The organism is Nostoc sp. (genome assembly GCF_054880495.1).
On the sequence record NZ_JBTYKD010000148.1, the window covers coordinates 1 to 13,809 of the forward strand.

A 13,809-nucleotide genomic window follows, 5' to 3' on the forward strand; every position below is an offset into this window, starting at 1 on the left:
TTGGGACAGTTTCTTTTTTGGGTGGGAGTACCCATCAGCATAGTATCGTTTTTGCGTCAATCTAGCTTGTCGGGACAAATTTGGATTGCACCTGCGTCACCGAACAGCCCGTACTTCTCTACGAGACGCTCCGCGAACGGCAAGCTCAGTAACCATCGTAGACATCACTTACTTAGTACAGCACGGCGGAAAGAAACCAACCATTATTGTGAGAAACTAAGAAAGTAGAGTCAAAGCAGTTTCGGCTGAAAACAAGGGAAGGTAGCATGGCTTGATTAGCTCCAAAAGTATTAAATTTGAACGAGAGTGATGCCTGCGGCGGGCTACGCCTACGCTCAGAACTACAACAGTTGATAAACAAATCCATGAAATCTCGTACTGCTTTTTTGAAAGATCCAACACATAAAATCGTTTTCCATTACACCCCAAAACATTTTTCTCGGCTCAACTAAATTGAAATTTGGTTCAGTATTTTAGTTCGTAAGTTATTAAGAAGAGCCAGCTTCAAAAGTCAGGATGATCTCAAAACTCGAATTCTTGAATTTATCGACTACTTTAATCAAACAATGGCTAAACCTTTTAAACCTCATCTAAGTTGAGAACCGTAGTTTTCGCCCTCACTCTAAATCCCTCTCCTATATCTGGGAGAGGGACTTTGAAATTCTGGCTCCCCGAATCCAAAATCTGGGAGAAGGGGTTGGGGGATGAGGGCAAATCCTTTTGATCACAGAAGAACTACAGGTTTCAAGATAGACGTGGTTTAAGTGGACATATAATGGTAAAGTTTTGGCTATCTAATGCTTGGCTTATTTACGCCGTTCTGTACTAGAGTATTCCAGGACTTACGCAAACAATAGCCGAAACCCTTATTTTCAGGTAGGGGCAATTCATGTAGCTTTAGCTTCCCGCAGGGTATTGCCCCTACCGCGTGTACTTTTGCGTAAGTCCTATATTCTTACTCTCAGGTGAGATTAAGTTAATACTGATGAGTCTATCTTAGGGTTCATACCCTCTTAACTAGAAATTCTCTAATCTAAATGTAGAGTTGAGTCTAAGAATAGGGAAAAGATTTGTATGACAACGGATGTTTCTAAAGATATTAACAAAAATGTTAATGGGTCACTGATAACTGGTGTTCTCCTGAGTATTTTGGGGCTGATCGCGATCGCAGCGCCTAATTTCACTACTCTATTCACCGAAACTTGGATTGCAGCGATTTTGATTTTTGCCGGATTTACAAAGCTAGTTTATGCCACTCAAACCCGTCACCAAGGCGGTTTTATTTGGAAACTTCTATTGAGCGGACTCTATATTGCAACGGGTATAATGCTGTTTGTTTACCCTTATACAGGTGTTCTCACACTAACTCTATTGCTTGGCACCTTTTTGCTGACTGAAGGCACGTTTGAGTTAATTCTGGCATTCCAATTACGCCCACAAGCAAACTGGACATGGATACTAGGTGATGGCATTATTACGCTAGTCTTAGGCGCAATGATTTGGTTTCAGTGGCCCTTCAATGCGCCCTGGTTGCTGGGGACACTACTTGGTGTCAGTATTATTTTCACCGGCGTTTCACGCGTAATGCTGTCATTGAATGCGCGTTCTATCTTGAATCCTGCTGACCAAACTGCAAAAGCCAATTAGTAGAAGGGAGTGGGAAGTGGGGAATAGAAAAAAGCAATTACCAATGCCCCATGCCCAAACTTCAAGAGTGAAATGTTTACAAGAGATTGCAGTAGCGATGCCTACGCCTGGCTACGCCGGAGCCAACAAAATTGCTAAATTAACTAAGGAATTAAAATCAAGGCCAGCTAGCTGCAATCAACAATGATATCTATTGCTACTCGCTTCTCGGATATTCAAAACCATTGGGCACGCTTATTTATTACAGCCTTAGCCCAACGTGGTATTGTCAGTGGGTTGCCTAACAGCACCTATCGTCCCGATAACTCACTCACCCGCGCTGAGTTTGCCGCCATCATTGCCAACGCATTTCCCACAATTTCCCAGAAGCGGCAATATGTCCCCTTTGTTGATGTACCCACTACTTATTGGGCAGCAGGTGCTATTCAAGCAGCTTACGAAAAAGCATTTATTAGCGGATTTCCTGATAATACCTTCCGTTCCGCTAACCGAATTACTAAAGCGGAAGTCTTAGTTTCCTTGGTAGCAGGCTTAGAAATTGCCACCAAGGTAAAACCTAATCTCCTCTCAGCACTCCCACAAATTTATCAAGATTCTGTCCAGATTCCTGGATATAGTAGAAATCACATAGCTATTGCCACCAGTGCTGGATTGGTGGTTAGTTTCCCAAATGTGAAATTACTTAATCCCAATCTTGCAGTTACCCGCGCAGATGTGGCAGTGATTATTTATCAAGCTTTGGTGTATTTAGGTCAGGCAGAAAAAATTGCCTCTAGTTACCTAGTACAGCCGCCAATACCGACACCAACACCGATACCAACGCCAACACCCACACCTGTCGGTAGTGTTAGGGTAAATCATAACCGGGAATTCCGGGGGGCGTGGGTAGTATCTGTGTGGAATGGTGATTGGCCTTCCAAAGCGGGACTTTCTGTTGACCAACAAAAAGCTGAACTCACCGAGATTATTACTAAATTACAAGCGCTAAACTTCAATGCCCTAATCTTCCAGGTGCGACCGGAGGGAGACGCTTTGTATGAATCCCAATTAGAGCCTTGGAGTGCTTGGATTACCGGAACTCAGGGTAAAGCACCAGAACCATTTTATGATCCTTTAGCGTTTGCGATCGCAGAATGTCACAAGCGCAATATTGAACTCCATGCTTGGTTTAACCCCTACCGCGCCAGCACTTCCACCGACCCAGCCAAAACTGTCCGTCCCCACATAGCAGCTACCAATCCCGAAAGCGTTTATTTATGGAAAACTCAACGCTGGATGGACCCAGGATTGAAAATAGTTCAGGACAGAGTTTACAACGTAATTATCGACGTAGTGAAGCGCTACAATGTTGATGGCATTCACTTAGATGATTATTTCTATCCATATCCCATCGAGGGACAGTCTTTTCCCGATAACAAAACCTACGCTGCATATAAAGCAACCGGTGGTACACTCAGCCTTGGCGACTGGCGACGGGATAATGTTAACAAAATGGTACAGCGCCTTTGGCAGGGAATTAAAGCAACCAAACCTGACGTTAAATTTGGTATTAGTCCCTTTGGGATTTATCGCCCCGGACAACCGGCTGGTATTACTGGGTTGGATGCTTACAACGTGCTGTATGCTGACTCTAAGAAATGGTTAGAAGAAGGCTGGATTGATTATATTGCTCCTCAACTTTACTGGCGCACAGATCAAACCCAACAAAGTTATTCGGCGTTGCTAAAGTGGTGGACACAGGTAAACACAAAGCAAAGACACATTTACGCTGGGAACAATCTCACAGAACCAAGCAACAAGAGTCGGGACACTGATGAGATTGAAAAGCAGGTGAAAATTAGTCGTAGTCAAGCTGGACAGTTGTCACTGGGGAATATCTTCTTTAATCTCGGTGTTTTGACGCAAAATAGTCAGGGCATTGCTGATAAATTCCAAAGTCTGCTTTATAACAAACCTGCGTTACCGCCAACATTACCTTGGCAGAATACAACACCACCCCCTCCACCCATTGGATTACAAGTTAATAACCGCAAACTGAGTTGGCAGCCTGGAGATAATCAGCCAGTTCGTTCCTGGACACTTTATCGGCAGAGTGGCGATACTTGGACAATTGGGCGAATTTTGTCTGCTGGTACAACCTTCGCAACTGTCCAACAAGCGGGAACTTATGCTGTATGTGCGGTGGATAGATTAGCGAATGAGAGTGTGGGAACAGTTATTACAGTCAGTTGAACAAAACCCGGATTTCTCACAAACCATAAAAAATCAATTTACATAACCTGATGTAAGACTTTTTTTGATACATCATCAAATCGATATCGCTACACTAAACTACTGCAAGCACAACCAATTGACTTGTGCTGTGTCGGTGTTGGCGAAAATGGAGATTTGGCTTTTAACGATTTAGGAGTAGCAAATTTTCAAGATCCTTATTTCCCACTTAAGAGCGATCGCACACGCGAATTAGTGTTACAAGCGTGCCATTTGGCTGTAATCTTATTCTGGATGGCTTAAAGCTTTTATTAGTGCCATTGGACTTGACCGAATTAGAACTATAGACTATAATATAGACATATCCAAAAATGAATCTACAACCCTTGTAAAACTTGGGCTGATACGTGTTTTTTGGAGATATGTAAGATACATAGGATGCAGCAGACATGTCCCAAACATGACATCCCGTTACCTTTAAGGTCGAGGAATTCCGGTAAAGACGTTCTGAATACCAAAAATTTATTTTTTGGCGAAGGCTCCTTTAGGAGCCTTTGTTATTTATCGACTCGGTAATTTCCGATTATTCAATAAGTTTTTGGCTATCACGAAAAAGCCTACTTTAATTACTTTACCTATACCTTCATATTTAGGGTAGGCACTCACAATATGTAATCTAAGCTTTTTTTTGGGTTTTTTAAATACTAAAACAACATAATAATCAACCTCAATACCGTTTGAATCCAAAACTTTAACGGTCGCATAGTTCCCATTCCCAGCGTGGCAGACTAACGTTGTCTTCTTAGATAGTGACTTGATAATGCTAGGTAACTGCTTTGAGAGTTCATATCTATCAAAATTGAATTGTCTGGACTCATTTGGTGCGTGGTACATCAATAATTGTGATTCGTCGCTGGAAAGCTCATTTGATTCTTTGGTAAAGCAGTGTAAGCCATAGGTTACTATAAACTTGTATAGGATCGGATTATTTTCGTCTTTGTCGTCAAGATATTCAGCCCAGTGTTCATTAAGATGTGATAAATCGTAGTCTTGATTATTGTATCTGAAATTTCTCCATTGTTCAACTTCTTTTCCAGTATTAAAATTGTTATTCATTAAATAATATAATTCGCAATTATTTATACATTCCTAAACAGTAGTTTAGCGCAGTAATGTCTTATATTAAATCCGGTTGATTACTGTAGGCATCACTGTGCCGAAACGGGAAATTGTACACTAAAGAAATTTTAGAGCTACGATTGGTCAAGACTGACAACATAAAGCGCTTACGGGAGTTGATAAATAATTCTAAGGATGAGGAGTAGCCACTTATCCCACCGCAGCACCAAAAATCGTATATCTGTGTGTGTATGAAAATTCCCTATAGCCATCAGGGTGGGGAATTTTCTTTTATAGGATTATCACAATAGTAAATAGGCTTGTTTGTATCAGCTTTAGAGTTTTTTCATCTATAGCATATTTCCCGACATCCCTGTGATGGAGGTAGTAGCACAGGATTAGCAATCGCCCATTAAACGACATCTGTATCTAAATATATGGTTTGTGATAATGAAGATACATTTTTGGGAATAATACACTTAGTCCTTCTCTAAGATGGTGTACTTCATGATAAATATGCAGGAAAATCTATTAGGCGCATTCAATCACCTTAACCAACTACTGCCAGGACAAGCAGAAAAAATCAAATCTTTTATTTTACAAACGTTTAATTATGAGCCAAAAATAGGCATTCTCGGTAAGACGGGTGTAGGTAAGTCAAGCCTCTGCAACGCTCTTTTTGGGGAAGAAGTTGCTCCTGTCAGTCACGTTGAGAGTTGTACACGAGAAGCTCAGGAATATCCAGTAAGTGTGGGTTCAGGAAATATCAAACTAGTTGATTTACCTGGTGTAGGTGAAAGTCAAGAGCGAGATATCGAATATAAGGATTTATATTCTAAACAGTTACCAGAATTAGACCTAGTTTTGTGGGTTCTCAAAGCAGATGACAGAGCTTTTAGTTCTGATGAAGAGTTTTATCACAATGTCGTTAAGCCTCACTTGAAACAAGGTAAGCCTTTTATCATTGTGTTGAACCAAGTTGATAAGGTTGAACCCTTCAGGGAATGGGATGTTAAAAACTGTATTCCTGGGCATCAACAGCAAGAAAACATTGATGCAAAGGTGAAGGTTGTTGCTCAAAAGTTTGGTATTGATAGCAAAGCCGTTATTCCTGTCTCCTGTGATGAAAAATATAACTTGATAACGCTTGTGGATACAATTACCTATGCAATCCCCAAAGAGAAAAAGGTAACGTTTGTGGATTCTGTAAAAAAGGAAAATCGTTCAGAGAAAGCTAAAGAGGAAGCCAAAAGAGGTTTTTTTGAGGCATTAGGAGAACAAATCGGAGAATATATAGCAGGACTCGAAGGAAAAGATTTTGGAAAAACCACAGGTTCTTCAGTCGATAAAACTATTGTTGGTAAGGCAGTCAATCTTATTGCTAAAATGTGGTTTAATTGGTGGTGATGAAATCATCAAGTGAGAATGGCTTAAAAACATCCTCAGCCCGTCGTATTCAATCAATCGACCGCCACCATAATTACCATAGCACCCCGTAGCATCTCTTGTAGCACGGGGTTTTGCTTTGGTGTTGTGTTCCAGATATTAATCCCACCAACGGTATAATTTAAGAACGCGGCGCTCAAAAAAATGGGCGAACCGGGAGTTATAATTTCCGATATATTGGATATGAATTAATAGGCGTATTGCAGAATTTGATGTCGCATCCTCTCGCTTCATTGCCTGAATAATTCTTCTATGTCCCTGTGCCCCTCAATAATCGAAATAATTTCAATCAAAGAATCGCTATACCTGAACAGAATAATATAATTATGATGTGGAAAACTTCGCACTCCTGCCATTAATTCAGGTCTTGCCCTTCCCATAGTGCCGGGTAGCTCTGCAAGTTTCCGACATTGTTCCCGTAACTTATCCGTATATTTGAGCGCAACTTCATTGCTGCCGCTTTCTCTGCAAATATAGCGTTTTATACGAATAAGGTCGATTTTAGCTTGCTCCAGATAGCGTAATTCATACATGGTGTACTACGCATCCGCCGCCAGAATGGCATCAATATCATCATCGCTATAGTTTCCACCTTGTTCAATGGCATGAGCCACATGCTTACGTAAAACAGCTAATTTTGCTTCCCGCTGTTCTGCTTGTCGCAAGGCATCCCGCACCACTTCGCTCTCATTGTTGTAGCGTCCAGATGCAACCTGCGCCTTGATGAAATTGTCGAAATGTTCCCCCAGAGAGTAACTACCTGACATTTTTTAACCTCCTCATCTGTCCTTCTCTGAACGTATTATAGTAATAGATAGTAACTATTACTAGACATTTTTATCCTATTCGTTGTCTTGAAATTCGGAATTTTGAGACAGGCTTACTTTTATTTCCCGGTCGTGGTGAATTGGCCCTAAGAGGAAAATCAGGGTTTTGGCTATTATTTGCGTAAGTCCTGAAACTTAAGAGTGAGTCTGGTAATAGGGTTAGCTAAAAATGATATCTCAATCAAACCGCAACGCCAGAGTTATAACTCAGGTAAAAAATCGGGTTTGAGGGCTTGCTCTGGCGTAAAAGGAGATTGTTCGGGGAAGATAGCCACATTCAATTCAGTTTCATCGGCAGCTAAGAGCCTAGCCTCGTCATAACACAGCCCGAAAACCTGATCAAAATAGGGTTTTAGGCTAAGACTTTCTTCTAAAGCTTGTCTGAGACGTTTGCGATGCTCCCGAATTGTGGCTCGCCAACTACCACGCTTCTCGGCTTGATATTTATACTTCAATAGATGCATTAGCACGACTTCCAAATTGCTTCTGAGTGCTTTCTTTTCACTTCTGCCCATTGTTTCAATTTCATCAATCAAATTCTCTAAATCCAGTTCTGTGAGCCGACCTTGTTTGAGCAGTTCTGCGGTGGTTTGAATCCACAGGTAAAAGTCTTGCTCATACAAAGAAGAACCAGATGTTGTTTGAGATTGGGGCAGTTGGGCAGTCATAAGCATCTTAGTTAGCGCCGACTAAACCTTATGCTAGCTGATTCTCAATCAATGTTTGGTCATTTGATAGAGTATTGCGTTAGAATAAACGATCGCTATCCTAGTTAAGTAATGCCTGGAAATTCCCGGAGGTGTGATTGACCAAGTTTATTTTGAAAATTCTGTGGTTAGACGAAAACGTTGCTCTAGCAGTCGATCAAATTGTCGGCAAAGGCACAAGTCCTTTAACGAAGTACTTTTTCTGGCCCCGAAATGATGCCTGGGAAGAGTTAAAAAAGGAACTAGAATCCAAACATTGGATTGCTGACCTGGATCGTGTCGAGTTGCTTAATAAAGCGACAGAAGTGATTAACTACTGGCAAGAGGAAGGCAGAAACCGTCCAATGGCAGAAGCTCAGTTAAAATTTCCAGAAGTTGCCTTCACAGGTAGCGCTTGATACAACAAGATTAGCGATGTCTACGACGGGCTACGCCTACGCGCTATTCTACAAGCTGCCACAGTTTGATAGTCTTGTCCCGGCTGCCACTTGCAATTAATTGTCTAACTTTGCTCACAGCAACAGCAGATACTGAGTCTACATGACCAGAGAGAGTAACAATCTCTTCTGCTGTGCTTACCCTCCAAAGTTTAACTGTTTTGTCGCAACTTGCACTTAGGAGCGTTTCACCATCGGCAGTAAAAGCCACAGCCACCACTGACCAAGAATGGCCTACAAGTGTGCAAATTAGCTGACCAGTGTTTACCTCCCACAATTTAATAGTGTTGTCATCACTACCCGTCGCCAAAATTTGACCATCGGGACTAAAAGCGACTGTCAAAACCGCCCATGCATGACCCGAAAGGGTGCTTAACAAGCTATAGCATGGACGGTTTTGAAGTTCTCTCTGAAAATCTTCTAATGCAGATATCTGCCACAAGCGAATTGTTCTGTCATAACTAGCGCTGGCTAAAACCTGTCCTTGGGGACTAAATGCCACTGCATTTACTTGTAATTGGTGTCCAGTTATGCTGCAAATTTCTCTGCCACTATTTACATCCCAGAGTTTGATTGTTTTATCCCAGCTACCACTAGCGAGAATCTGCCCATCTGGACTGAAGACAACTGATTTGACAGCGTGTGAGTGTCCCAATAGGGTGCAGATTTCCTCTAATGTCTCAACCTGCCACAATTTGATCGTTTTATCGTCGCTAGCAGTTGCCAGAATTTGACCATCAGGACTGAAGGTAACTGATTTTACAGCTTGGGAATGTCCTAATAAGCTAGCTAAAACTTTTTGGGTTTTTAAATCCCACAATTGGACGATTTTATCATCACTACCACTGGCCAAAGTATTACTGTCAGGACTGATGGCAAGAGCGTTCACACTACTTAATGTCCCAGAATGCCCAGTTAGGGTATGGAAGCATTGCCAAGGAAGATTGGGAATTTTGAGATTTTGGGTTTTACATTCCATACCTATTGCTTGCATAACTTCATCAGCCGATTGATAGCGACGGTTAACAGCATTTTGCAGCAGCTTGTCGAGGATTTGCGCCAAGCGATCGCTTACCTTTGTAGTAAGATATTGTTGCCAAACCCAACAATCATTTGCAATATCAAATAAATCAAAGGGCGGAATCTGGGTAAGTAAGTAAATACAAGTTACACCTAAGCTATATAAATCACTAGCAAAAACGGCTTTTCCCCTCGCTTGTTCTGGTGCGGCGTATTCTGGACTGCCGATACTGGTTTCCGATGTTAGCCGATCAATTTCTGTAACGATTTTCGTAGTGGTAAAATCGACTATGACTAAATCCCCCTTCTTGGTAATTGGGAATCTACGAATGATATTCTGGGGTTTAATATCGCGGTGGATGATGTTGCGATCGCTAATCAACTGAAAAACTGGCAACACATCTTCTAAAAGTTGCCAAATCTGAGCTTCGTTAAAAGCGCCCTCCTCTTCAACCACCTGAGCTAAATTAGTGCCTGCAATAAACTCCTCCACTAAATAAAAATGCCCGTTCTGCTGAAAATAAGCCAACAAAGCCGGAATTTGGGGGTGCTTTCCTAATTCTTCTAGCTGTTGCGCCTTTTGCTGAAAAGTTTTAAATGTTTCGGATTCTGGTGATAATTCTTGAACGACGCAAGGAACTGGCGGAAACTGACCCTCATCTACAGCGAGGAAGGTTTTACAGAATCCACCTTTACCAATCTGCTTCATTAAACGATAACGTTCTTGTAACAGCAAAATTTCTTTGCCCACAGGACACTCACAATATAAATTCTGATTACATCTATAAAAATTATGACACTCAACTTCTGGTCTAAGACAAATGGTATTTGGATAAATGCTATCAGTGTTGTTTTCGGTACAAGTGTTGGTATTCTTCTAAAGAATAGTTTTTCCTTACAAATGCAGATTACCATAACACAAGGCGTAGCATTAATGACTCTTTTCATTGGGTCACGAATGACTAATAATCTTGCTCAAGTTCAAAATAGTCGGATTGATGGAGTAGTGTTAGGCTTACTCGCTATTGTATTAGGAGGTGTTTTAGGAGATTGGCTACAAATTGAAGGGAAACTTCATTTTATCGGAGACTTGTTGAAACTATATTCTCAAGGAAATGGAAATTTTACAGAGGGTTTTGTTGCTGGAAGTTTATTATTTTGTATAGGGCCACTAGCTGTAATTGGCAGTCTCAACAATGGTTTAACTGGAAATAATAGTTTACTACTACTCAAAGCTACAATCGATGGTTTAGCAGCGATAGCTCTTAGTAGTAGCTTAGGTATAGGGGTGGGTTTTTCAGCTTTTGTTATTCTTTTTTATCAAGGCTTTATTTCTATAATAGCTGGATTTATGGTTCAAATTTTTCCTAATACAGAAAATGATCCCCGCTTATTATTATTAACGGGTGTAGGAGGGCTAATGGTTGTAGGACTAGGAATTAATCTGTTGGAAATAACTCACATTAGAGTAGCTTCTTTCCTACCAGCCTTAGTAATTGCTCCTCTTCTTTACTCATGTATTTATTGGATTAGTTTATTGAAAAATAAAATTATTAAATTATTGAAAAACCGCTAATACTGTTTGACTTTAATTATAATACAAATACCTTGGTAGGGGCACGGCAATGCCCATGCGTGTCAACTTAAGAAAAAAGTTGCTTTGAGAAGACGTTTTGCCCTCATCCCCTAACCCCGAATCCCAAGTTGGGATTCGGGGAACTAGAGAATTTGCTCCCCTCTCCCAAAAGTGGGAGAGGGGCTGTTCTTGTGAGGGTCAAACCTCGAAAGCATGCCTTGCCTAACTTCTAGGTTAAGTTGACACCAATGGGCTTTTTCTGTGCCCCTACGCGAAATCTATATGTATCAGGGTTTTAGTGAAATGGTATAACACAGTTCCACTTGCCAGCAATATAACAAAAACTTCACCCTGTCCTGACAGACATCCCTCTACTTACCAAGGAGAGGGAGAGGTTTTGCGTAGCAGAATCAGGGTGAGGTTTCTTTGAGCTTATTACTTATCCACTGGAAAATTCACAATTATAGGTGGAAGACCGTTTTCTGAAGTAGGTTGTGCTTTGGTAACTACTGGTTTTGTATGCAAAGGCGTTGGTGTCAATTCACCCTTACCAGTTTGATTCCATAAAATCAGGGATAGTAGCCCATCGACTAAGCCGTTATTGGCGCCGTTACCGCTAACTAAGACATCTGGAATCAGACGGACATTGCGATCGCCGATAATCTGCATTAGCTGCATAGCTGTATAACCATGTGAACCCAAGGCTTCCACACCAGCCTGGTAAGTTTCAGCTTTGGCGTTACCTGTGGCACGAATACCTTCAGCCTCAGCAATTGCCCGGAGTTTTGTACCCTCAGCTTCACCGTTCGCCTGCTTAATTTGGGCTTGGGCTTTCAAATCGGCAATCTGCACACTCTGCTCTGATTGCACCATTTCTTCTTGGATATCAGCCAGTGCTGTTTCCCGGACAAGTTGTTGCCGTTGGGTTTGCGCCATCTGCTGAACTTCGTAAGTTTTGCGTTTTTCCTCAGCAATTTTCCGGTCTGTCAGCGTGTGCATTAATTCTTCTGGTGGCGTAATCAAACCAATCAACGAATCCACCGCTTGCACATCATAAGCACGCAAGGCAGATTTAACGTATTCGGAGGCTTCAACTTGGCGCTCACTTCGCGCAGTCAAGAAATCTAAGATAGTATACTCTTGAGCCGAGTTGCGGAAATAATTCCCCACAATTGGACGCAAAACCTGATCGATGACGTTTTGCATTGAACCTAAGCGTGAAATCACTTTCGGTGCATCTGAAGCACCAATGTGGATAATTTGGAATATCTCTAAATCAAAGCTGAAACCATCAAATGATAGCAGTTTTAGCGCCTGCAAATTTGTATCATAACCGTGTTTTCCAGTGATTCTTTCAGTAAAGTTTAAAACAATATTTGTTGTCGGTACTAGCTCAATTTTCATTACCTTAGTATTGAGCGGGTGTTTCCCAGGATACAACGGCTCAACCCAAACGCCTTTATGTCCTTGGTTTACCAAATTCCCGTGGGTGAAAGCTGCTCCGCTCACATCTTCGTGTTCTTTGCCCACGAAAGAAATCACCACACCCACATAACCGATAGGGATTTCAGTCATCGGTACTTGTTCAATATTTACCAACCAAGGGTTCAGGTTCCACGAACCCGATAATAATACCTGTTCTTGTAAACCTCGTTGTCCCCCAGCATCAATAAATTTTTGACCATTCTGGAAATTATCATGCCCGGTAATGATGTGTCCAGCGATTTCACCTGCTGCAATCGATGAACCATCCAAAGTAGTAACAATACCAACCTTCTCTGCTGCTATTTCATGAATGTGCAACTGTTGTGGACTCATATCATGAGCGGTGGCATTTGCGGCTGTAATCACTTTAAACAGGGCAGTATTCAGCCGGTACGTACCAGCCGTGAGAAAACCCATTTGCCGCCCTTTTTCCCCACCTTGGGTGAGGAATTTCCGAGCATCTTGGAAGTTGTCACAACTCACAATTTTACCCAAAATCCGCTCTGGTGGGTTGGATGCTCCATCTGCCGCCACAATCAAAGCGATTTCCCCTTGAGGAATGACAATTACCGACTCTTTCTTTACAGAATACTGCCAAGGCCAATAGCCCCAGTGCCAACCAGGAGCTAAAGTATCTGCCTGCAAGCCAGCCTCTCCGTTGAGGGCAATCAAACTTCCGGGGGGGAGTCCACGCCCAGAAAGGGTAAACTTCCTCACCACAATGCCGACTTCCCGCTCGCCGATCACTACCAGTCCGCCAAAGAATAGGGGGACAAATATGACTAAACCGCCAACAACGACGATGGGAATCAGTACAAAACCATCAATTCCAGCAGCTTGATATTGAGCCCGGCTAGTTTGTAACTGGGTAATATTTGGTTTGGTCTGATTTAGCTGGATAGTCGCAGAAGTAATTTCTTTTGCAGTAGTTATGTTTACGGCAGTAGCATTGGCAGAATTAATACTACCAGTGTTCGTCAAAGACGTTGGCGCAGCCATCGCTAGTGTTGCTACGATAGATGCTGCAAAACGAGCTACCTTATTTTGTTTACGTGTACCAAGCAAAGATGAAAGGCTTTTCATAATTTGTGCCCATTAGGACAACTAATTAGTTAAGTTAACACTCCACCAAGCCTGACCTCGATTTCTTAAACTTAGCGTAATTTTTTTAAAATTAAACCACGTCTATCTTGAAACCTGTAGTTCTTCTGTGATCAAAAAGATTTGCCCTCATCCCCCAACCCCTTCTCCCAGATTTGGGATTCGGGGAGCCAGAATTTCAAAGTCCCTCTCCCAGATATGGGAGAGGGATTTAGGGTGAGGGCGAAAACTAC

12 protein-coding genes and 2 pseudogenes are annotated in these 13,809 nt (G+C 41.9%); 8 read left to right on the forward strand and 6 right to left on the reverse strand.

Features of this window, described 5'->3' with window-relative positions; genetic code table 11:
• The 5 genes and pseudogenes from ACYTXL_RS15075 to ACYTXL_RS15095 form a co-directional block, all read left to right on the forward strand.
• Positions 1 to 96 (forward strand): annotated as a pseudogene (locus tag ACYTXL_RS15075) (AEC family transporter); the annotation flags it as partial.
• Between the two features lie 978 nt (positions 97 to 1,074).
• Entirely contained in the window at positions 1,075 to 1,647 is a 573-nt protein-coding gene (locus ACYTXL_RS15080; protein ID WP_461925439.1) for an HdeD family acid-resistance protein, read from the forward strand.
• A gap of 16 nt (positions 1,648 to 1,663) precedes the next feature.
• On the forward strand, positions 1,664 to 1,834 hold the full coding sequence (locus ACYTXL_RS15085) for a hypothetical protein (protein WP_461925440.1): 171 nt from the start codon (positions 1,664 to 1,666) through the stop codon (positions 1,832 to 1,834).
• On the forward strand, positions 1,831 to 3,879 hold the full coding sequence (locus ACYTXL_RS15090) for a glycoside hydrolase family 10 protein (protein WP_461925441.1): 2,049 nt from the start codon (positions 1,831 to 1,833) through the stop codon (positions 3,877 to 3,879). The genes ACYTXL_RS15085 and ACYTXL_RS15090 overlap by 4 nt, the downstream gene beginning before the upstream one ends.
• An 87-nt stretch (positions 3,880 to 3,966) precedes the next feature.
• Positions 3,967 to 4,080 (forward strand): annotated as a pseudogene (locus ACYTXL_RS15095) (glucosamine-6-phosphate deaminase); the annotation flags it as partial.
• Positions 4,081 to 4,419: 339 nt separating this feature from the next.
• On the opposite strand, the gene ACYTXL_RS15100 reads toward ACYTXL_RS15095, so the two are convergent.
• Complete coding sequence (locus ACYTXL_RS15100; protein ID WP_461925442.1) at positions 4,420 to 4,974, reverse strand: heat-shock protein; 555 nt, start codon at positions 4,972 to 4,974, stop codon at positions 4,420 to 4,422.
• 510 nt (positions 4,975 to 5,484) lie between these two features.
• On the opposite strand from ACYTXL_RS15100, the gene ACYTXL_RS15105 reads away from it, so the two are divergent.
• A complete protein-coding gene (locus ACYTXL_RS15105) occupies positions 5,485 to 6,384 on the forward strand; it encodes a GTPase family protein (RefSeq protein ID WP_461925443.1) in 900 nt (299 codons plus the stop codon).
• A gap of 269 nt (positions 6,385 to 6,653) precedes the next feature.
• Here ACYTXL_RS15105 and ACYTXL_RS15110 read toward each other — a convergent pair whose 3' ends face one another.
• From ACYTXL_RS15110 to ACYTXL_RS15120, 3 genes are all read right to left on the reverse strand, one after another.
• Complete coding sequence (locus ACYTXL_RS15110; protein ID WP_334787601.1) at positions 6,654 to 6,956, reverse strand: type II toxin-antitoxin system RelE/ParE family toxin; 303 nt, start codon at positions 6,954 to 6,956, stop codon at positions 6,654 to 6,656.
• A gap of 6 nt (positions 6,957 to 6,962) precedes the next feature.
• Positions 6,963 to 7,190, reverse strand: coding sequence for a type II toxin-antitoxin system ParD family antitoxin (locus ACYTXL_RS15115; RefSeq protein ID WP_334787600.1), 228 nt, complete (start codon positions 7,188 to 7,190; stop codon positions 6,963 to 6,965).
• A gap of 260 nt (positions 7,191 to 7,450) precedes the next feature.
• A complete protein-coding gene (locus ACYTXL_RS15120) occupies positions 7,451 to 7,918 on the reverse strand; it encodes a DUF29 domain-containing protein (protein ID WP_334787599.1) in 468 nt (155 codons plus the stop codon).
• 137 nt (positions 7,919 to 8,055) lie between these two features.
• Here ACYTXL_RS15120 and ACYTXL_RS15125 point away from each other — a divergent pair, with 137 nt between their 5' ends.
• Positions 8,056 to 8,355, forward strand: a complete 300-nt coding sequence (locus tag ACYTXL_RS15125) for a 30S ribosomal protein PSRP-3 (protein WP_334787598.1) — start codon at positions 8,056 to 8,058, stop codon at positions 8,353 to 8,355.
• 43 nt (positions 8,356 to 8,398) lie between these two features.
• On the opposite strand, the gene ACYTXL_RS15130 is transcribed toward ACYTXL_RS15125, so the two are convergent.
• Positions 8,399 to 10,123 carry a protein kinase domain-containing protein gene (locus ACYTXL_RS15130; protein WP_461925446.1) on the reverse strand — a complete coding sequence of 575 codons (1,725 nt, stop codon included), beginning with the start codon at positions 10,121 to 10,123 and terminating at the stop codon, positions 8,399 to 8,401.
• A gap of 84 nt (positions 10,124 to 10,207) precedes the next feature.
• Here ACYTXL_RS15130 and ACYTXL_RS15135 point away from each other — a divergent pair, with 84 nt between their 5' ends.
• Entirely contained in the window at positions 10,208 to 10,990 is a 783-nt protein-coding gene (locus tag ACYTXL_RS15135; protein WP_461925444.1) for a DUF554 domain-containing protein, read from the forward strand.
• Positions 10,991 to 11,425: 435 nt separating this feature from the next.
• On the opposite strand, the gene ACYTXL_RS15140 is transcribed toward ACYTXL_RS15135, so the two are convergent.
• Positions 11,426 to 13,558, reverse strand: coding sequence for an SPFH domain-containing protein (locus ACYTXL_RS15140; RefSeq protein WP_461925445.1), 2,133 nt, complete (start codon positions 13,556 to 13,558; stop codon positions 11,426 to 11,428).
• Positions 13,559 to 13,809: the final 251 nt, after the last annotated feature.